The sequence below is a fragment of the Mesorhizobium sp. AA22 genome (genome assembly GCF_001672375.2).
In the GTDB taxonomy this organism is placed as follows: Bacteria; Pseudomonadota; Alphaproteobacteria; order Rhizobiales; family Rhizobiaceae; genus Mesorhizobium; species Mesorhizobium wenxiniae.
In genome coordinates this window covers 2,536,134-2,556,254 of sequence record NZ_CP048406.1, presented here as the reverse complement: position 1 = coordinate 2,556,254, position 20,121 = coordinate 2,536,134, and the positions used below count along the sequence as shown (strand labels likewise).

Here is a 20,121-nt window from a genome sequence, read left to right as displayed (position 1 = left end):
TCACCCCCGCGAGACTATGTTTTGGGTTTTCTAATTGTCGCCGCGTCAACGGCTATGCTGCTATCGGGCGGCTGGACGCCAGCCTGCATCGACGGCTTCGCCTACTCTGCAGAACCACCGTTCGCCCTCGTTTTCCGAAATCCTGGTCCGCTCATAATGCGCTTGCCCGGGAACATGGAAGATGCGTTCTCCCTTGGCATTGACGTTTCCCTTGATCTTGCAGCCTCCGCCGCCTTGGGTGGGCAATTCCGCGAGGGGTGCGGAAACCGCCGGGGCGCGCTTGTTGGCACGCCAGTCCCAAGGGTTCTCGAACGTGCCGGACCACAAGCCGAAATTCTGTTCGCGGGCATTTAGCTGCAGCTGGGCATAGGCTCCGCCGCTGTAGCGTACCCAGTCCAGAGCAAGGCCGTTTGCCACAAGCCATTCCTGAACGCTGGAACCGTCCGCGCGGTAGCAGTTGCCCACGAAGCGGCCGTAACGGTCACGCTCGACGAACTCGCATGTCGTAGGTGAGGATTTGCTGAGGAAGGCATCGAGCGCCTTCGCCGAGATGGATCCGCAGCGGTATTTCTGACCTTTGCCGTTCAGGCACAGCTGTGAAGATTCCGGAGCGTCGACGCCGTTGAAGCGGATGCGTTCACCGTGGATCTCGATTGTGTCTCCGTCGACGACGGATGCGCGGCCGGCAATCATTGCACTGTTATGCGCCAAGGTGTCAGCGAATGCGTTGAGAGCGCACGCTGCTGCCGCTAACAGCACAGCCAGAAAACAACATGCAATTCGATAGCGAGCCGAAACTGATTCGGCGAATTCCATTAAAGCCCCCCGCAGGACTTGACCACCGTTCCTCTTAGACGAGCATCGATGGTTCTACAATGCAATTATGCTGTTGGACTTCACTAGTACAGGTACTGAAGAGCATTTCAGGGAAGGTCATCATATCGGCATGCATGGACTGCTCCAACGCGACACGCCTGCGGGAACCAGAACTGCTCCCCGGAGGAAGCCGTTGCGGTTGCCGACCTCGTTAATGCAATGCTCCAGGGCGGTTCAACGTGGGTGGATGACAAGGGAAACGAAAACCTCTCGACTTGGAGACCGCCCTCATAATCGCTCCCTACAACGCGCAGGTGTTCGAGATCCAAAGCATTTACCTCGAGCGCCGGGGGGTAGTGTGGATAAGTTCCAAGGACAAGAAGCTACGGTAGCGAGCTCCGCAAAAGGGTCGGAACCGGTCTTCTGGCACCAGCGGCCGGCGCGAATCGCCTCACACCAGTCTCCGCTCCGGGAGGAGGCCGAGGATGCGGTTGCGGACCGCAACATTCCGGCCGAATGACGTCCGCCCTGAACTGGCGCTGATCGCACCGCGATGGAAGTCATCGCCTATCCTAGCGTCGTTCTCGTCGTTGATGACCACGAGCAGTTGCTCAATCCCATTCCGCCCGATCGGCGCCACGACCCCGAACTCCGACAGATGAGCCCGCAACGCGTTCGATATCTGTGTGCGCTGGCGGTTGAGCATCAACCGAGCCCGATGAAGCATCATCCCACTCTGCTGCTCGGGCGACTTCACCGGCACGAAGCGCAGGGTCGGCCCGGTCACGGCCTCGCAGATCGCCTCTGCATCTGCAGCGTCGTTCTTCTGCCGCTTCAGATATAGCTTCACATACTGTGCTGGCAGGAGCCGCACATCATGGCCACGTCCAGTAAGTTCTCTCGCCCAATAAGCGAGGAACTGCAGGCCTCGACACCGACCAGGCATCGCGGCAAGCTCTCGAAGAATGCCAGCACGCGCCCACGGGTCAGCTTCCTGCGAACGATAACCTTGCCCGCCGCACCCACGCCGTGGACTTGAAACACTGACTTCGCAACATCCAGACCAATCGTCGTAACGTTACCCATCATAGCTCTCCTCCAGCTCTGGCCCCGCGATTGTAGCGCGAGGCGGAGGAGAGCCGTCCACAGCATCAAGGGCGGACCGGCAGCTTCGCGGATGAGCAGATCAAATAGCGGCCATTCCTCTCACGACTGTTGCTTAGGCAAAGCCACGTCGCTCGGCCTGAATGGTTCACCAGTTGAGACCTTTACCGCGACCTGGCTGCCCGAGAGATGAGTGCTCGACAATCCTTGCGGGAAAGGAACGAGGCGGCCAAGCGCGAAGCGCAGCGGTCACGATTACAGTCTGAGCCACCACACTGTCGGACCAGTGTTGGGCGGCAAGCTTTAGTATCGGTTTCAGCCTGGTTGAGGCTTTCGGTTGCGGCGCACGCTCACAACGCGCTTCTTGGTTGCGAGGTGATGCGCGTATTTCGGAAAGACTATTCTCGATCGGTGACCGACGGCATAAGGAGGAAGATCGGAAGCTATTCTAGTCTACATCGTCTAACGATGGAACGGGGCGGAGCCATTCCAGCCCCATTGGTGGTGCAAAGCGAAGTAGGCAAACGCTTAAAGTCAGTGCTTCAATTTACAGGCGAGCCGCAATACAAGCACTTCACGCTGCCGCGAACGAAGGATCAAAAATGAGCAATCTCTCCAGCAACCAGTCTTTCGAAATCGAAAAATCACGAGAGACGATCATACCCACTCGGCGCGCCGTCTCGGAGGGGCTGGAAGCCATCCTGTATCAGTCCATTCCGGTCCTCGACCATGGGTTCGTGAGGGTAGTGGACTACATGGGTGACGACGGAGCCGTCGTCCAAGCCGCGCGAGTATCGTACGGACGCGGCACCAAGAAGGTCTCGGAGGACCGTGGCCTCATCAATTATCTGCTGCGTCATTGGCATACCACGCCGTTCGAGATGGCGGAGATTAAACTCCATGTAAAAATGCCGATCTTCGTTGCGCGGCAGTGGATCAGGCACCGAATGGCCAACGTGAACGAATACTCAGCGCGCTACTCGATCCTTGACCGCGAGTTTTACGTGCCTGCGCTCGATCAGTTGGCAGCGCAGTCAGTACAAAACCGGCAGGGACGGGGCGATGTCGTCGGACCGGAGGAGGCGAAACATGTGCTCCGAATGCTCACCGAAGACGCAGAGCGCAACTACGACCACTATCTTGATATGCTCAATCAGAACGAGGCTGGCGAGCAACTTGATGAAAACCGTCAGGGGCTGGCCCGCGAACTTGCGCGTATGAACCTGTCGCTCAATTTCTATACCCAGTGGTATTGGAAGACAGATCTGCACAACCTCATGAATTTCCTCAGGCTGCGCGCCGATCCACATGCCCAATATGAGATCAGAGTCTATGCGGAGGTCATCCTAGACGTGATGAGGAAATGGGTTCCGATGACGTTCGAGGCATTTCGTGAACACCGACTGGAAGCGGCAACGTTCTCAGGCGAAGCGTTTAAGGCGCTTCGCCGGATGCTTGCCGGCGAAAAGGTCGAGCAATCGGACACGGCGATGTCGAATCGGGAATGGGACGAGTTTCTGGCAACGTTGAATCGAACGCGAGATTCTTAGCCGCATGGAACACCTAGTAGAACATCACCATGAACTCGGCCGCAATGCTGCCTATATGGAATGCGAGCGAGCGCTTGGCGATTTTGCCCGCCGCCGCAGTGTCCTCACGCTTCCGAACAAATGGGCTTTCGAGGCTCGCGCTGGGGGATCGGTGACAGGCGCACAACTGGCTGTCACTTGGGCTAGAGCGAACGAGCCTGCGACCCTGAGGCTGGCTGCGGATGAAGAGCCCAATGTCGCAGCCGACACGTTTTTGAACAGGACGTACGGCCTTGTCGCCGCCACGTTCGCCGATCGCATCATCGGCCGAGATGGCGAGCGCGATGTGACATCAGCTATGCTGAAGCTGGTGAATCGACGGCGGCATGCGCTTTACAGTGGCGACTTTTCCCAGATGATCCACGGTCAAGTCCTACCGCTCATCTCCCTTGATCATTTGGAGCCAGATGGCCCCAATCCGCTTCTCTACCACCCTAACAGCGGTGAGGTTCGCAGCGATTTTCTGGGCGTTGTCCAACAGACTCTCGGCCGGCTCATTGCCCGAAACAGGTTGGCACTGCACGAGATCGACACCGAGGTGTTGGCCAGTCTATTCAAGGAACTATTCTCAAACACCCATCTTCATGCGCGCACCGATATCCGTGGTGCGTTGTATCGCCGATCCGCGCGCGGCGTCGTGTTTGCACTGAGACCGGTCGACATCCCCTATGAAAAGCACACCGCCGGGTCCAATTCCCTTCGTCAATACTTCTCAAGCATGAAGGGCTTGGCCATTCGGCCGCGCGTCGAATTCTTGGAAATTTCGGTCTTCGACAGCGGACCCGGGCTTGCGGCTCGCGCAAACCGCGCGGCGATACCTGACGATTTTTCCATTGACGAGGAATATCAGCTTGTTCGCAGCTGCTTCTTGAAGAACGTGACGACACAGTCGGATCCTGCACATGGGCTGGGGCTCCCTCGAGTGATGTTGGCTCTCAAGGCGTGTGGCGGCTTTCTCCGTTTACGCACCGGTCGCCTATCGCTTTACAAATGGTTTCCGCCTGGGCTGAAAGTCCCGCGCTTTGAGGAGGAAGATACCTCCTTCTTAGATTCTGAAGGCGGCTCGACGATACGCTCCCATGCGCCGGTCGTTGGCGCGGTGTTTTCGATCCTTATTCCGATGGGCCTGGGAAGCTGATGGCATCGCTATATCACTTCCGTTGGACCAAGCCGGGCATCGGCGACATCCTCGTGGTGGTGACCACCGAGGAAAAATTCAATCAGCAAGACCTGATCAATATTGTGGACCAAGAGACGCCCGGCGAACACCCCTATCCGGATGCTCTTGTCGTGATAGTTCCAAAAGATGTTGCCACTGCAGTGAAAATCACTGTCAAGAGATCGATCGCCTCGGGTCCAACCCTTCGGTTGGCGAATGCCACCATCCCAGTGCTGGTGGCGGAATTTGATCCGCGCGGAAGACTCAAAACGACAAAATCTTCCGTGATCCAGGGCACCATCTCGCTCACAGAGAATGATTTCAAGGGCATGTTCAAGGCAGGAATCGTCAATCTCGCTCAAAAGCGAGAGGCGGTCCTCGTAGCACCGCCGGGACATCATTTCGTGCATCCCCGCAAACGTCACTCGGCCGCATTCCTGCGGGCCGCAAATATGCTTATCCAAGGTGAAGAGATCGGCTTTCTGTCGGTGGTTTTGCTTCCGCACCTAAACGACAACATCAAAAAGATCTGGGTTGATTCCTCGTCGATAGCCTCCCTCGTCTATTCCGCCTATCTGCTGAAGAGCCGCTTAAATGGGAGGTTCTTTACCCCTCGGATCGAAAGCTTTTCATCATACGAGGGTATCAAAAACCTGAGTGTGCAGGATCCCGAGCGCGAAGTGGCATTGATCTCGGCAACAGCAACTGGCTCGTTGCCGAAGGAGGTTTCGAACCTCACCAAGCTACCGGATAATCGCGTCATCACTCTGTTTTCGACAGCCGAGGAGGTGACGGGAACACTGATTTTCGACGCGAGAACAGCGATGAGCAAGCCGGAGCTTGCCGCGCTGAAAGTGCATGAAGAGACCGACTGCGAGTGGTGCCGAGACGGCTCGCGCACAATCACCTTCGTCGGCGATCAATTCCTTGCCGACGCCGCAACGGTATCGGCCCATATCGTCGTGCAGACAGATGCGCCGCCGTCGTTGAAAAAGGTCATGAAGAAGTACCGTGGCAAGCATGCCTTCAGCCTGAAACGAGATGCTGTTCGCAACGTTCATCGCCTTCATGTCGATCTGGACAAGACCCTGCTCGACGAGGAAGCACGCGACCAGATCAGAATTCTCCTCCGGCGCCACGCTCCAGCTTCAAGTAGTCATGTCTTGGCCGTTGGGGAAAACGATAGCCGGAAGTTTGCCGAGATCGTGGCCGATGAAATTGCTAATTTCGGTTTGCCACGGCCGCGACAACTCGACGCGAACAACCTGACAGAAGAGGATGAAGGTCGCCACGGTGTTATCGTCGTTTCGGCTAGCATAGGCGCCGGACAATCCCTCCAGGACGCAAGCCGGGATCTTCGTGAGCCTTTCAAGAGCCTGCCCAGAACGTTTTTTGCAGGTCTCCGAAAACACGCCGTCGCAACCCACCAGACGACATTGCAGCGTGACTTGGAACACAACAACGATGCTCCCAAGCACGTCATATGCGTCGTAGACGAAATGACGCTTCCCCACCCGAACCAATTCTCCGCGTGGGCGACCGAACTGCGCTTTTGGCAGGCAGTGGCGAACGACATGAGAATGAACGATCACATCAATCCGGCCCTATCCAAAGTCGAAGAACGGATCGCTGTATTGTCCGGAAATATCAGCGCAGATCAGCTTTTCCTGCCCACCGGAGCCGGCTTCGCACTTCGGCTGCGACCCAGCTTCGCGTTTTGGGATCCGGATTATGATGGAAGGATCACCCAAGGCGATGTGTTTGCAACGATATCCTCAATTCTTGAAAACTGTCGCAAGGTATCGAAAGCAGGGCAGACGAAAGCGCCTCTCGCGCAATCGCCGTTTCACTACGCCGTGCTCGCGAGTGAGAATTTCACACGGTTCAATGACGGGATCATCCAAGCCTGTTTCCTGCGTGCAGCCTTCCCTCATGAACTGAATTTCGCGCATGCTGAAACCGCACAGCACAGCATGAAGATTTGCAACATGATCCTCAAAATGCTCGGCGATGCACAGGACACGCAAGCGGAAGCCTGCCTTGAATTCCTCGTCGCACTTGCAACGAAGCGCATTAGCCTAACGTCTGGTGATATTGCTAGGCTTGCGGACCACCCCAGGCTTGGTCTGCCGGACTTGATCGGTCTCACCCTCCCTTATGCGGTGGGAAGGGCCGTCGACTACACTGATGAAGGCGCGGGCGATCCGCCGGCATGAAGGAAACGCGACCACGGAAGTCTTGTGTCACCCGGAAAAGGCGATGATGCCTCCTTGGGCTATCCGAAATGATGCATGCGTTGACGCGCGAACTTCTGGACCGTCATAAAGGGATTTGCCACAAGAACGGGGACGTCGTGACGATCTAGACGTAGAACCGATACGACGGCTTCGGCGTCGCATTGTCGGACAATTCGCACATGAGCTCGCCGACCTTACGCGCAAACAGCAGCGTAATTGGCAGGCGGGCAATTCCGTCGCTGGAATTCCAATTCATCTTCGTCAGCGTGAGGATTTCCTTGGCGCGCTCCCGCACATCCCCGAGGCCGGCACAGCCAATCTCCAAGGGTGCTGGAATATGCATGCCTGGATATTCATTCCACCACGGCACGTATCCGCCCGTGAAAAGGTATGACTGATCCATGAGCGTGCACAGCGTCCCCCGCCACGGCTCCTCTAGGCCTTTCCTGACCATCCGGAACGCCGTCGACCGCATCCAAACGCAATCAACGGTAGCAACTCGATCCTTTGCTGCCTTCCTGAAGCCTTCCAACTCCTCTGGCTGATAACCGCTCGTCTTGTGGATCACTACACGGTCGGGCATTACCCCGGCCCTGTCGTTATATTGTGCGAGCACGTCTTCCAGAAGGGCCTTCGCCTGGCCTTCATTAAGATAGGGCTGTCTGTCACGGCGCTGTTCGTAGTCGATGTTTGCCCCTTTCAGGGCAAAAGGCTGTACGTCAGTCGAATAGGCCTGCGCTACGCTGGCGTAAACAAGATGGCCGCTGCGCTTCTTCATGTGATGAAAGGAAATGCCGACGAAGCAGACGTTCTTCGGCAGGTCCGTTGGCCGCCACGGAATGCCGCGCGCCTTGTAGTATATCGAGGTTGCGATATTCCAGAAACGGGTCGCGCTGCTTTGACCTTTATCGTCGGGCCGGTCAATCGCATCTCGCCGCAGGATCTGGATAGGCACGGCTTCGTCATGGGTCATCGTCCGCGCCTTGATGGCGCGGTAGAATGTCCGAAAAAGAAGATCGTCCGCCATCGTATAGAGCGCCTCGGCGGCCTTCAACTCGTCGGGCGACGGCTGGAAAAGCGCGAGTTGATCGCTTTCTTCTTCTGCCCGAAGCACTTCGAGTGCTTTACGCTCCTCCGGCGTCAGGCCGGGGTTGGCAACCCGCAAATCTCCAAGTTCCGGCTTGATACAGACGACGATGCAGTCCGGAGCGTCATCGCCAAACAGGCTGCTGATCCGGCCATCGAACAACTCGACCAGCTCATTGAAGGACTTCCCGGTCAGCGCATCCCGAAAATGAGTGTTGTAGACGGCCGGCTCTACCGGCCTCAGGAATGACTCCTCTATGACGAACCGACAATTCAGGGCCTTCTCAAGGCCCGGCCAGTCGCGAAAGCGGTTTGAGTTTCCTTCAACGGCAGCTGCGAACCGTTCCATCCGCCTTAGCCAGGCGCGCGCAGCTTCAATGTCTTCAGGCAGTCCGACCAGCCCAAGCCGTATCGTCCGCAGGCCCCGGTTATCGACGGGGCCATTCGCGGCCAGGCCCCGGCGCGGGTCAATGTCACGCGCGCCATTCGAGAATTCCAGGGCTGGTTCAGGCAGAACGTCGATCTTGAGTGGCAGAGCCATCAATCAACCCTCCTTCCTGAACATCGACCGTCACAAACCCACCATCGAGCAGAAGGTCATCAACGTACTGGCTGCCGATATTGATTGTCGGTGCTCCCTGCGACAGGAAGCGACCCCAGAATGTAAGATCGCTTTCCACATTGGCGTTTCGGTCGAACTTGATGCGGCGGGTCGCCTTCCTCGTGCGCATATAGCCCGGAAGCGGGGATTTACCGTCACGCCTGGCAAACATATAAAAGGGCTTAATGCGAATTCCCCAGACATTGGCCTGTCGCACCACCTCGTAGCCGAAGCCTTCGCATTCGAACCACGAATTGTGATCTTCGCCGCGGCGCTTTACGACATCCCGCCGGATGTTCTTCTTAACTGGGCTGTCGTAGATTAGCGTCCGGTTGTTTCCCTTGAACGCCGTGAAGTAAGCGCGCCGCGCCAGATGGCCTTTCTTATCCTTCTCGATGATCAGCCCCTGGCTCTCAAACTGCTTAAGATGGTTCTCAAAGTGGCGCCGCGTGAGCCAAGAGAACTTGGCCAGCAGAACCTGGTCCTGTTCGATCTCGGCCAGCGGGATGGAATGCGCCGGCGCGGCGGCCGCGGGTCCGAAAATTGTGTTGGCGACGACGTCAGGCAGGAAGCACCAAAGATCGCCTGTCCGCCACTCGAAAACAAAGGTGCCGGCGGTTTCGAGAGGGACCTTCTTTTCAAGCTCGTCCCAGCGATGAACCGCGAGCGGGACATGCGTCAGATACTGCGGAGTGGCCACGAAGGGGAGCAAATTCAGGATATAGGTTCCAACCGGGCGGTGGTCACGTGCGACCGATGCGGAGCCTGCCGACGCCTCGACCCGGAACAGTTCTGCGCTAAAACTGTCCTCCCCAGGCGGATAGGCGAAACTCGCCGCTCCCCCGAATTCAGATGCGAGCTTGCAGGCATCGGTAAGACCCGTGCCAGCACGCTCCATGGCGCTCATGCCGAAAAAGATGTCGCACAAGGCACGGTTACGCAGATAGCTGAATTCGGGCACGGGAACGAAGGCTCCATCAGGACCCATCAGCAGGTGGTCTGTCGCATCCGGTAACGCTGCGCCAGGATTGGAGAAGCGCACCGAGTGACCCGGGACAACATTGATCTGCGACGGCTTTGCCGCCGCGTAGTCGCGATGCACAATCATATTGACGAGGATTTCGACCAGGGCGCGCTCTGGATACGCCGGCCGGGTCTCGTGCTGGCGGCGACCCTTCACTTTCAGCACAGGATTGATCTTTTCTTCGTCAAACCAGTCCAAAATGGCCCGATACTGTCCGATGACGTTGCCGGCAAAAAGCCTGCGTTTTTTTCCCGCGATCGTGGCAGACACCACGCCATACGAGAAGAACCGGCCGGGCTCCCGACCAAACAACAGCACACATGCAACGCTTGGCCGCTCGACACCTCCATCGCTTACGAGAAGGCCTAACTCCCGCATCAGCGGTTTCAGCTGCGTGGAAGCGATGACACCCCGCTCCAGCTTCGAGCAATACTGGCGCAGCGTACTGAGCGCCAGATCAGCATCGATATCCGCCCAGGTCGCATCGGCAACTGGCTCATCATCAAACTGCCGAGCGGCTTCGGGCGCGCTGACCGACGCAAAACGTTGCACGCCTGCAAGATCGCGGTTCAGGTCTCGGAACAGCTCATCGAACCCGTCGATGTCAAGGTACTGGAAATTACTGCCCAGCCGCTGCGCAAGAGCTTCGACGCTGGAGTGCGGTACATCACCCGCGCGCCGACACCAGAAAATGCCATGCCTGAATTTAAGGCCTGTCTCCGCCCCAAGGAGCGATCCCATCACAGATTGCTCCGCGCCCCGATAACCAACAACCACGAGAGGCGTGGCCTCGAGGAGTGGCAAGAGTTTCTGCACCAGGACCGGATCAAGTTCCCGGGTCTCACTGATCAGGTTCCGATCGGTGTACTGCTCGGCCTTGCCGTGAAGCCAGACAATCTGGGCGCGCGCGAACGGCGAGAATTCATTGAAATCACCGGGCGCCCGATTGACCTCGGCGACGTGCCGAATATGCGGCTGCTTGTCTTGCAGCGCCTTCGGCAGGCAGATGTCGAAATTTGTGGTTAGGATGGTGCCCGCCAGGCCACGCAGGACCAATTCTGCCACAGCGCGATAGCCGGCGCTCAACTCCTGTTTGAGAGAAACAAGGTCAAGAAGCACGGATCTGCGATACGCTTCCGGCTTCAGCTGATGCTCGATAACGAGCGGGAAATTTTCTGCAAGATGATCTTCGCCACGAACGAACCATGTCTGGCCCTGCAACCACGACACCCATTCCGACATCTTGATCTGCTCGGGAAGTGTTTTGCCGCCAAGGACCCTATCGGCGTAGGCCTGCTTGGCAAGGCGCTTGACGCTTTCTGCCGCAAGCGGCACACCCGAGGTGAACGATGCTCCGGCACCAAAAAGGAAAGTCGGTCGGGCATCATTGTCCGGCCTTAGCAATGAACAGAGCAGTGCGACGCTGGCGGAGTGAGTCATTAACCCAATTCTGCGCCGATTCGCGCGAACAGAACAAGTACGAACGTGCTATTTCGCCGCAGGTCAACAGGTTTTCAACAGATAGCTGTGGGCCAGTGTTGCCGGTCGAGCCCGTCGCAATCTTCACGCTCAACCATCTATCGCCATTCGCGGAGCAGCTCTTCAAGTGCGTTGGGAGGAACGTTCGATAGATCAGGCTTATAAAGTCCAAGCGCACCCTTGGCGGAACAGGGTTGCTCCAATCTAACCATCTTCGAAAATATCCAGCCGTAAAGCTCTTTGTCGAACGGAAAAGGCGAGAAATCGAGATGTCTACTATGCCACGCGTGGAACAAGTGGCGCGTCAACAGACGGATGTCGTAGAGTTCTGCGATGCCGATTAATCCACCGGTAAAAAGGGTTCCCTGCCCGAACCGCGAGCTCGCCAGGTCGTCAATTTTCGTGCCGGTATGAATCCAGAGGGGTCCTCGATACCGGTCGGTCCAAGCTCTGACCTCAATATCTTTGCGCCCGGAGATAAGGAGCTCCGCCCAAGGCTGGCGAATACTGAGGGCGGGCGCCGTTCGCAGCATATCTATCGTGAGCACGAACCTACTTCTCCGGAAAGCGGGATAGGAATTCGCGCGCAAAACGGGAGTAGAGTTGCTGAAGATCGGACCAACTGCCGGTTTCCTGATCAACGTCGATCCCGTTTCTGCTCAATGCACGCCTGAACTCCGGCCCATTGGTGGTGTCCAATGCAATATGGCTGAACCCTCGCAATGCATCCAAATTGTAGGTAAAATTGCGTTGGTCGCTTTGCGCGCCTGTGGCGGCTTTCGGCGGACGCATCGGATCGAAAACATAGTTGCCGTCACCAAAAGCCGCACGACGAACCAGGCAAGGGACACAAATCCCGCAATGACGCCGGGGTTCCTTGGAGATGGTTCCAGGGCCGTAGCGTACAGGCACCCTTTGGTAGTGGAAGTACCAGCAGCTATCGGTCTGCTTTAGCAGATCATCTGTTTTGCTAGAAAGCTTCGTTCGGCAAGCCTCGACTTCCTGGCCTTTCGTCATGCTCATGAACGGGTTTTCGACTTTTACGTCGATATCAGCGGCCGCTAACAACTCATTGAAGAGCCTGTGGGTTTTGGGATGTGCGTGTCGGGTCGTAAAATAGCTGGCGGCGGGCGGCACGGCGCGCGCCATAACGCCATTCTCGAATTGCAGCAGCTGCCCGGCCTGGAAGCTCTTCGCGACGATTGCTCCAAACGTCAGGAAGAGAAACGAGCGATAGGAAAGAGCGCCGTTGCCACGCCTCTCCGAGCGGTCTTTCCACACCGCCCGCATGCGTGACGGCGACTCGAAGCCAAGCTTGTCCGCGAGGCTGCGCTGGATCTTGCTGTTGAGGGTATAAAAACTCGCCAGGCGAATGTCCTTCACGTCAGCGACGAGGCTGGCCAAGCCGCAAGTCGAATCCATGCCGCCGGAGTTGAGCGCAACCGATCGTGCCGGCGCTTCAACTACCGCCGCTGCGGTGCGCACTGGTACAGACGAGGAGACAAAGCTGATCGACCAGTCGCAACCACCCATGAAGCGCAACAGCTCGACGATGCGGTCTCGATTCAGTTCCCAGAACTCGGGCCTTCGCACAGGCAAACGCGCATCGATTTGCCTCACCCTGTTGGTGAAAGCCTTCTTCCGCTGATCGCGCTCCAGAAAGTGCACGCTCAGCGCAATGTCCAGCAAATCGCTTTCAATCTCACCGATTGTGCCAGGGCCGAAAGGGCCCGGGATGTCGACTTTGATGTCATTCAGCAGATCGAAAGCAATCGCATAACTGGTTGTCCCGTTTGCCGAACGCTCATTGACGACGGTGGCGGAGACCCGCGCAGATGGTTCGCTCATGTCAGGCCCTCAATCTCGTCAAAAACCAGCTTTGCTCGCTCTCTTCGGCCATGGCGCGCGTAAGCACGCGGGCGTCGCCAGCGTCGCCCGATTTTTCGTAGCGCAACCTCAATCGCTTCGCCAAATCGGCTCCTCGGCGGTTTGCCTGCGCTCGAAGCGCATCGAACTCTTGCTGCGACAACCTGCTTTCCTCCTCGCGAAGGAGGACATTCTCCACGAGCAGGGAAAGGTATCGCTCGAGCGCGTTGTCTCGGACGGCCGCGGAAATACCCCCGGACCATTTCGTGCTCTGTCCACGTGCGACCAGCAGATCGTCATCGAAGTCCGTGAGCTCTTCGAAGTAAGCCGCCAGAGATGCCCGTGCGGCTCCGATCATGCGCTGGTCGTGCTCGTCCTTGGAACTAAGGCGGAAGATCGCGTCGCGCACGTCTTGCAAAGAGCAATTCCGATCAAGGTCCAATCGCTTGCACAAAGCGCTTCCGTCAGTGCTTTTCAGATCGACGGACATCAGAACCAGCTCACGCACAATGTCAGGCGGGATCGAACCGAATTGCCTAATCAGATAGTCTGGCTTCAGCCTTGCGAGGACGTTGTGCGAGGTGTCACGACCTTGAGCGTCCGACTTGGACAGATAGCCGTCCCTACTTCCACTTCCACCTCCACTTCTGCTGTTGCCTCCCCCTGCGCCGCCACCGGCGCTACTGCCACTTCTGCCCCCTCTGCTTCCACCGCCACGGCTGCCGCCACTGCCCCCACCACCGCCTCCAGCACCAGACTGCCCCATTTCAACTGACCCTCTTCCAGATTGCACCTATGTCGTTTCGGTCGATCCCGGCCTCGTCGAGTCTGGCCGCCAGTTGGCCGGCTTTCTGCCTGGCTTGCTGATCACCGGACCGTCGGGACAGGCCCGCGTATACTGGCAGCCATCGATCGACCATATCTGAGGCCGATGTGAGTCCGTCAGAACCTAGAAGCGCGGAGGCCGCCCCAAGCAGCAACTCGCGCGATTTTTTCGGATCGTCCTCCGCAATCCTTCGGGCAGCGCGTATCCGCGATGTGACCAGTGCACGCCTGGCCCAGGAATGGTTGTCGACTGCCTCGAGAAGCATTTCGGTGTTGAACCAATTGCCCAGTTGGGAATCCAGGAAATGCTCGCTTGCCGCATGCTCTTTCCAGAAGCGCCGATTGCTGGCCAGCGCCAGAACCAGCGCGTCGCCTTCGCCCCTGGCGCGTATGATCGAACTCGCCAAGCACGATTTTGCCTCGTCCGCGCGATTCGCGCGGTCCAACGCCTTCGACAGCTCGTAGCTGATGTGAGGCAGCAACGCTGGCTCGGTAAGAGTTTGGTCTATGATGCGCTGTGCTTCGCTGAGGTATTTGACAGCGCCAGCGGGATCCGTTGGCAATCCATAGGCGTATCGATCGCAAACATCGGCCAGATTGCGCAGCGCCGCGACTTTGAGACGTTGTCGGTCAGGCACTTCATCACAACCTTCGATAATCTCTTGGTATGCCTTTTTGGCGGAGCGGCTGTCCTTCTGGAAATAGACACTGTGTCTGGCGATGTCGTGCTCGACAGTCATGCGCAGCAAGACCTCATAGTCACCACCCATTTCGGTTTGCACCAGCCTCTCGGCGATCTTCAGTGCCTCCTGCAGCAGCGTGAGCGCTTCGGCCTGCATCGATCTGTCGGGTAAATTTCGCAATGCTTCCGCATAGGCTAGCGCCAGCTCGACCTTTTGATAGTCATCAAGCTGGCCGGACGGGATCTGGGACAGCAGTGTCGCTGCGCGATCCGAATGTCCCATCCCCCGGTAGGCAGTAGCGACCTGCAAAAGCCGTTCAAACGGTATGTCGCGCCTGCGCCTTCCCAGCAATTTATATATCTCGGCGACTTGATGGGCGTCGCCTGCCTTTACCCAAGCTTCGATCGCCGTACCGGCCCGAGAGATAATGTTGTCATCGGCCAATTCCGCCGCAATGGCATGTTCGAGCCGCCACCTTGCGATGAGTTCGGGGGGCCAGGCCGCGCTGCTCGCAACGCCATCGAGAAAACGAAGGCATTGCTCATGCGCCGTCCTTGCGCAGTCCGGGGTCAGCGACGCAGCCAGTTGCGCGCCAAGCAATGCGCCGAGGGCATAGCGTCCGCCATAATTTAGCAAGAACGCTTCGGCCGCGACGAACGCTTCCTCCGTGCCGAGGAGTGTCCCAAACTCGTTGACCTGCCGACGCGAGAGAGCTCGACCAAAGACAGCGAGCGCCTGAAGAAACGGCTGCAATGTGGGAGGCACATCCGCCTTGGTCTCCGCAGAAAAAGTATCAACATACCAGGATGACCCTCTGGCCCCGGAAGGGCCTGAGGGGGCGATGACGACGACTGGCTTTTTTGCGTTAATAGCCTGAAGCAGGGCTGCAATATCCGAAATTCCACCCTTTGCGATCACCGCGATGGCCAGATTTGGGCGTTGCAGCAGTTGCTGCCACGCATCCTCTCTGCGGTCTTCACGTTCGGCAAGCGCCAGGATCGACATTAGCCAGGCCGTATTGGTGTATCCGGCACCGGGAAAGATGCGTGCCTTAATCTCTCGCATGTTGCCTGCGAAGGCTCGCAGGAAGTTGTCGGCATCGTCCGGCTGTACGTTCAAGACAAGCAATGACGTACCGTCCGGCAAGGCTGCCCGACCAAGCATCCGGCGAAGACCGATAGAATCATGGGCAACATTCTCGTGGACGACCCAGCAAGGAGTATTGCCAAACCACCCCTCCACCCTGCCAACACCTGCGCCGGCTTCGCTAGCCAGGCCTGTAGCGGCGTCGGAAGCGTTCAGGCTCTCATAGCTTACCCTTTCCAGGAGGAGCGCCCTTTCCTCCTCCTCGGGTCTTGCCCAGATGAGCCGCGGCATCGCCGCGCCGCCAATCCAAAGGACCGGACTTGGCCACTCTGCCTCGGCGCCCGGCGGTGTGCTCTCCGACCCCCTGGCAAGTTCCGCCCGCGCAAGCGCCAGTGCTCTGGAAGGTCCCTGTCCCTCCGCGATGGCTCTAAACAAGGCTCGCGCTAGAATCCGCGAACAGGAATCCTGCACTCGGGTCTGGCAACCGATGACCGCCTCGATCCCTATATCGGACATAGCGGCGACGATGGCGGGCAACGCGCCTTGCAACGCCAGATCGGTCATCGCCTCTTCGACGACCATCAGGCTCTCGCAGGTCCAAAACGCCACCAGCATCGGGAGACCGGCTACATCGCGCGCATCAACGAGAACTGATGCGATCTTCTCTACGGGAGTCCAGGCATTGTCACCTTCGAAAAGAAACTCGAACCCTGCGGGCGTCGCGCGACCGTGGCCGCTGAAGCAAAGGACATGCGGCTTAACCTTTTGGATCGTCGGACCGAGCAACTCGAGGCTGCTCCCGGTCACAATTGGCTCGGCGATGCGCGCGCGGGACGCGAGACCCAAATCCTGCCATGCGCGCTCGAAGTTCGTAGCCTCCCGGTCAAACTGAAGCTTGCCGCCCCCGGTTTGTCCGCCCTGGACAACCAGCGTACGGAGAGGGTCGGCAACCTGAGAGGGTGTATAGTCACTCGAGCGATCCAACGTACGGACAACCGCAGCGCGCCCGAGTAACGAGACGTCGCTTTCGTCAAAGAGCACCAGCTCCCAAGGCAATGTCGCGAGGTTTGGAATGGCGCTGTCCCGCGAGATGGCGGCGATGCGCCACTCGAAGGGCCTGTTGCTGGCTTGTCCAAACAGGCGCTGCAGCCGATCATAGGCGCTGTTGAGGTGCTGATCTTCGGGGGGCACGCCAAATGACCGAAGGAACTTCTTGTATGTCCCCGCGCGCGCCGAAACATCCTGGAACTCGAGACGCAGCGGCAGCGCTTGTAGGTCTTCGAATGCATGTGCAGCGCCAACAAAACGAAAACCTTCCACCGGCGGCTGGATGGTCAACTCTGTCTGAGCGCCCTCCGACACAAAGCGGGTGGAAAAAAGCAGGGCGTCCGGGCCCTCGCCGCTATCAGCATCCGACATGAGGACCCGCCCCGGCTAGTCGGCAATAAGAACAACGCCGCGTGCTGGAATGTATGCTTGGGCATCCTCGTCGCCCCTGTGCATCTCTTCTGGATGGAACTCCCATTTGCTCAATTCATCTTCGCGTGACAGATAGCCCGCCTTGTAGGCGAAAGCAGCGCGCTGGCCTTCGGCTCCCTTAAAGGAAATAGTCGACTTGCTGGCCAGGCTGACCGAACCCTTTGTGCCGATATCGATGAATTCGCCAATCTTGCCTGATACGTCCGATTTGAATTCGCGGCGATCATTGCGACTCATAACGAGCTCGTTGGCGTAGGCGTATTCATAAACGATGTGAATTCGCCCCGCCTGTACGATATCGGTCGGGATTGCACCAACGTTGAGGCCACTGATCAGCGTGTCAATCTTTGATGGGTCGACCCTTCGACTTTTCACACCGGTGAAAGCGAAGCTGAAATCATTCGAGCCGGCGAAACCCAGGTCCAGTTTTGGCAATGCGTCGATGCCGATGCACTTCAGTGAATTCTGCAGGAAGGACGCGGTAGCACTCACGTTTTTCCCGGAGGTGTACTGGTAGTCGATATTGGCGAGATCGGCCTCAATTACAGGAACGTCGGCGGTCTTAGGCAAGTAGTCGGCCAGCGGACCACGCCGGACCAGGCGCCGCTGGGACTGCGAGTAGCTGTAGAGCTCAGGCGGCTGCGGGCCAGTGCCAGGCAAAAAGACCGGCTGATAACCCAAGCCATTCAACTCGCGCACAAGTGCATCCACGGCTATCTCCTCCCGCAGCCCTTCTTGCTGACACAATTAAATGATTCTTACGATAGCGTATATATTTGCTTGAGCAATAAACGTTTTAGCGATGGCTTCCGCATTCTGCGTGCATTGAAGTATAGCTTTTTGGTACACTCATAATCGCCATTGTCCGATCGACGAACAGTCCTTCCGATGGCGCAACCGTGATATCCGGTTCGTCGGCCTGCGATGTCGGTTTTGGGGACACGGCAAAGCTGATCTCTTTGGCTCATAGCGCGAGGCGCTCGCGCGAAGCAGTAGATCCTTCCACCAATTGTCGAGGCTACGCGCGATGGCGCCAGCTACCGATCTCGCCGATAAGATCATGCTCTGAATAGCGACGCTCGCGAAGTCGGTGTGCTCGTGAGCAAGACCTAGGCCTGCCGAACTTCGCAAAGCTCGCCGGCTGGTCAAAGGAGACGATGTGATCGTAGCTGAGAGCTATACCCAGGTTGGAGCAGATGCACGATCGTTGGCCCGAAGGAGCCCTTCGGTATGCACATGGTCAAACGGCAGAAGCCAACTCAACGCGAAAGCTGCCAAGGCATAGAGACCGCGCCAGCGGATGGCTCCCTTCCGGTTCTACCGCACATTGAGGCGCGACAGGTCGTGCGAACTGTTCGCCGATCGCAATTGCGAGAAATCGTCCCGTTATCGGACACGACCATTTATGAAATGGAACAACGAGGCGAGTTCCCCCGACGGTTCAATCTGACCCCCCGCTGTGTCGTTTGGGACTTGGGAGAAATCGAAGCCTGGATTCAGGAACGGCGGAACGCGTCCTCTGCTGGTTCAATCGAACTGGCCCCGGGACCAGACGTGCGGTCGCGGAAGACGAGACCCGTCAAATCGGATCGAGGATGACGGCTGCCCCGGAACTCGGCTGCAGTGTGGGTCCGTGCTTCTTGCCAGCCGCCCAGGCTTCAATCATGTCAGCCCATTCCTGGAGCATGTGGCGACGCTGCGGTTCATATTCAGCCTTGTTATAGACGCCGCGGGAGGAGCGACTGTCTTCGTGGGCAAGGCATTTTTCGATCCAGTCGCGATTGAATCCGATCTCGTTTAGGAGCGTCGAGCCGGTCCGCCGTAGATCGTGCACCGTGAAGGGAGCAAGCGGCAGATCTTGTTTTTTTGCGCGGTCCACAATCGCCATGGTAACCCGATTGAAGGTCGCGCGCGACATGGGTTCGTCGGCGTCGTAGCGAGATGGAAGCACGTATCGAGAGTTCGCAGCGCAAGTCTTGAGCGCAATCATGATGTCGAGGGACTGGCGCGACAGATAGACGTTATGTGGCTTCTTCCGCTTCATTCGCTCTTTGGGAATGCTCCATACCGCGTTCTCGAAGTCGACCTCATCCCACGTCGCGTCCAGCAGCTCACTTTTCCGAACCATCGTGAGCAGGATCAGCTTTAGGCCCAACCGAATGGTTGGCAATGTCGGCACATTTTCCAACTCTTTCAGCATGATTCGAATTTCTGCGGGTGACAACGCCCGGTCTTTCGCCTCGAAGGTGGCTATCGACGCCGGTCCTACCTCGTCCGCCGGATTGGCGATCTTCTCACCGTGCAGAATGGCATAACCATAGACCTGCTTAACGATATCCCGGACATGAATGGCCGTTGCTGGTGCGCCACGGGCCCTGACTTTTGCGCAGAGCGCCCGCAAGTCGTCCGATGTTATTTCTGTGAGGAGCCTTTTGTCCCAAATCGGCAAGATGTCTCGATCGAAGACGGCTTTGCGCATGGAGTGCGTGCTGTCCGCCATCTTCGCCCCTTTAAACCATCGTCTGCCGGCATCGCCGAACGTGGCCGTCGCAGACATGCGCCGCTTGTCACGCTGCTTTTCCTGGGCTGGCGATTTTCCGGCTGCCACCATTTTCCGTGCGGCAAGACAGCGGTCACGCGCCTCTGCTAGCGAGATGCCTCCCTCACCATAGCGGCCCAGCGTCACTGTCTCTCGCCGACCATTCACTCGGTAGTCGTATCGGAACGATATCTGCCCCGTGGGAGCCACGGTCGCGTACATACCGTCACGATCAGCGACCTTGTAAATTTTTTCTTTTGATTTCAGCTTCTTAAGTGCGATGTCGGTGAGCATAGGAGGAGCCGGGTGAGGTGCATCTAGGATTGTTCAATGCCTAATTTTACCGTCAACCTTTTTACCGTCAAGGCTGTGCGAGACTCCTTTGGATTCAATGCTTTACCTTGAAAGATGCCAAAATGCTTGAGTCCGGCGCAGTGACGGTATCAGTGTGCAGCGAGGAAGACGCGAAAAGGAATGCCGTCAGATCTACCGCCAAATGATTCCGCTTAGGGGCGATAGTCAGCGATAGGCATAGAGACGAAAGCAAT

Annotated in this window: 13 protein-coding genes and 1 pseudogene; 4 read left to right on the top strand and 10 right to left on the bottom strand. The window is 57.6% G+C overall.

The genetic code is table 11. The features are described 5' to 3' along the window. Positions 1-60: 60 nt before the first annotated feature. Positions 61-816 (bottom strand): thermonuclease family protein, encoded by a 756-nt coding sequence (locus A9K68_RS12525; protein ID WP_245430155.1) that lies wholly within the window; start codon positions 814-816, stop codon positions 61-63. A gap of 640 nt (positions 817-1,456) precedes the next feature. Then, positions 1,457-1,905 (bottom strand): annotated as a pseudogene (locus A9K68_RS12520) (IS110 family transposase); the annotation flags it as partial. Between the two features lie 617 nt (positions 1,906-2,522). Here A9K68_RS12520 and thyX point away from each other — a divergent pair. The 3 genes from thyX to A9K68_RS12505 are packed head-to-tail and all read left to right on the top strand — an operon-like array spanning position 2,523 to position 6,884. Next, the gene (gene thyX / locus A9K68_RS12515; protein WP_065010827.1) at positions 2,523-3,470 is read left to right on the top strand and encodes an FAD-dependent thymidylate synthase; all 948 of its coding nucleotides are present in this window, start codon (positions 2,523-2,525) and stop codon (positions 3,468-3,470) included. A 4-nt stretch (positions 3,471-3,474) separates the two neighbouring features. After that, positions 3,475-4,647 carry a hypothetical protein gene (locus A9K68_RS12510; RefSeq protein ID WP_065010826.1) on the top strand — a complete coding sequence of 391 codons (1,173 nt, stop codon included), beginning with the start codon at positions 3,475-3,477 and terminating at the stop codon, positions 4,645-4,647. After that, positions 4,647-6,884, top strand: coding sequence for a hypothetical protein (locus A9K68_RS12505; protein WP_065010825.1), 2,238 nt, complete (start codon positions 4,647-4,649; stop codon positions 6,882-6,884). The genes A9K68_RS12510 and A9K68_RS12505 overlap by 1 nt, the downstream gene beginning before the upstream one ends. Positions 6,885-7,029: 145 nt before the next feature. Here A9K68_RS12505 and A9K68_RS12500 read toward each other — a convergent pair whose 3' ends face one another. The 7 genes from A9K68_RS12500 to A9K68_RS12470 all read right to left on the bottom strand — a co-directional run bounded on the left by A9K68_RS12500 (position 7,030) and on the right by A9K68_RS12470 (position 17,745). Further along, positions 7,030-8,532 carry a hypothetical protein gene (locus tag A9K68_RS12500; RefSeq protein ID WP_065010824.1) on the bottom strand — a complete coding sequence of 501 codons (1,503 nt, stop codon included), beginning with the start codon at positions 8,530-8,532 and terminating at the stop codon, positions 7,030-7,032. Then, the gene (locus tag A9K68_RS12495) at positions 8,498-11,056 is read right to left on the bottom strand and encodes an SIR2 family protein (RefSeq protein WP_141246624.1); all 2,559 of its coding nucleotides are present in this window, start codon (positions 11,054-11,056) and stop codon (positions 8,498-8,500) included. Before A9K68_RS12495 ends, A9K68_RS12500 begins: the two co-directional genes overlap by 35 nt. A 137-nt stretch (positions 11,057-11,193) precedes the next feature. Continuing rightward, positions 11,194-11,643, bottom strand: coding sequence for an ASCH domain-containing protein (locus A9K68_RS12490; protein ID WP_141246625.1), 450 nt, complete (start codon positions 11,641-11,643; stop codon positions 11,194-11,196). Between the two features lie 4 nt (positions 11,644-11,647). Next, positions 11,648-12,943: a 7-cyano-7-deazaguanine synthase gene (locus tag A9K68_RS12485; protein ID WP_065010821.1), complete on the bottom strand. Its 1,296-nt coding sequence runs from the start codon at positions 12,941-12,943 to the stop codon at positions 11,648-11,650. A gap of 1 nt (position 12,944) precedes the next feature. Next, positions 12,945-13,451, bottom strand: coding sequence for a hypothetical protein (locus A9K68_RS12480; RefSeq protein WP_065010820.1), 507 nt, complete (start codon positions 13,449-13,451; stop codon positions 12,945-12,947). Between the two features lie 277 nt (positions 13,452-13,728). After that, positions 13,729-16,974, bottom strand: coding sequence for a CHAT domain-containing protein (locus A9K68_RS12475; RefSeq protein ID WP_065010819.1), 3,246 nt, complete (start codon positions 16,972-16,974; stop codon positions 13,729-13,731). Positions 16,975-16,989: 15 nt separating this feature from the next. Next, positions 16,990-17,745 carry a hypothetical protein gene (locus A9K68_RS12470; RefSeq protein WP_065010818.1) on the bottom strand — a complete coding sequence of 252 codons (756 nt, stop codon included), beginning with the start codon at positions 17,743-17,745 and terminating at the stop codon, positions 16,990-16,992. A gap of 633 nt (positions 17,746-18,378) precedes the next feature. Here A9K68_RS12470 and A9K68_RS12465 point away from each other — a divergent pair. Further along, complete coding sequence (locus tag A9K68_RS12465) at positions 18,379-18,633, top strand: AlpA family phage regulatory protein (RefSeq protein ID WP_082982641.1); 255 nt, start codon at positions 18,379-18,381, stop codon at positions 18,631-18,633. Here A9K68_RS12465 and A9K68_RS12460 read toward each other — a convergent pair. Then, positions 18,614-19,867 carry a tyrosine-type recombinase/integrase gene (locus tag A9K68_RS12460; RefSeq protein WP_065010817.1) on the bottom strand — a complete coding sequence of 418 codons (1,254 nt, stop codon included), beginning with the start codon at positions 19,865-19,867 and terminating at the stop codon, positions 18,614-18,616. The two genes, A9K68_RS12465 and A9K68_RS12460, sit on opposite strands and share 20 nt — an antisense overlap. Between the last annotated feature and the right edge of the window lie 254 nt (positions 19,868-20,121).

Coding starts and splice junctions, on each gene's coding strand:
- A9K68_RS12525 (WP_245430155.1), bottom strand. CDS start 816: ATGGAATTCGCCGAATCAGTTTCGGCTCGCTATCGAATTGCATGTTGT.
- thyX (WP_065010827.1), top strand. CDS start 2,523: ATGAGCAATCTCTCCAGCAACCAGTCTTTCGAAATCGAAAAATCACGA.
- A9K68_RS12510 (WP_065010826.1), top strand. CDS start 3,475: ATGGAACACCTAGTAGAACATCACCATGAACTCGGCCGCAATGCTGCC.
- A9K68_RS12505 (WP_065010825.1), top strand. CDS start 4,647: ATGGCATCGCTATATCACTTCCGTTGGACCAAGCCGGGCATCGGCGAC.
- A9K68_RS12500 (WP_065010824.1), bottom strand. CDS start 8,532: ATGGCTCTGCCACTCAAGATCGACGTTCTGCCTGAACCAGCCCTGGAA.
- A9K68_RS12495 (WP_141246624.1), bottom strand. CDS start 11,056: ATGACTCACTCCGCCAGCGTCGCACTGCTCTGTTCATTGCTAAGGCCG.
- A9K68_RS12485 (WP_065010821.1), bottom strand. CDS start 12,943: ATGAGCGAACCATCTGCGCGGGTCTCCGCCACCGTCGTCAATGAGCGT.
- A9K68_RS12480 (WP_065010820.1), bottom strand. CDS start 13,451: ATGTCCGTCGATCTGAAAAGCACTGACGGAAGCGCTTTGTGCAAGCGA.
- A9K68_RS12475 (WP_065010819.1), bottom strand. CDS start 16,974: ATGTCGGATGCTGATAGCGGCGAGGGCCCGGACGCCCTGCTTTTTTCC.
- A9K68_RS12460 (WP_065010817.1), bottom strand. CDS start 19,867: ATGCTCACCGACATCGCACTTAAGAAGCTGAAATCAAAAGAAAAAATT.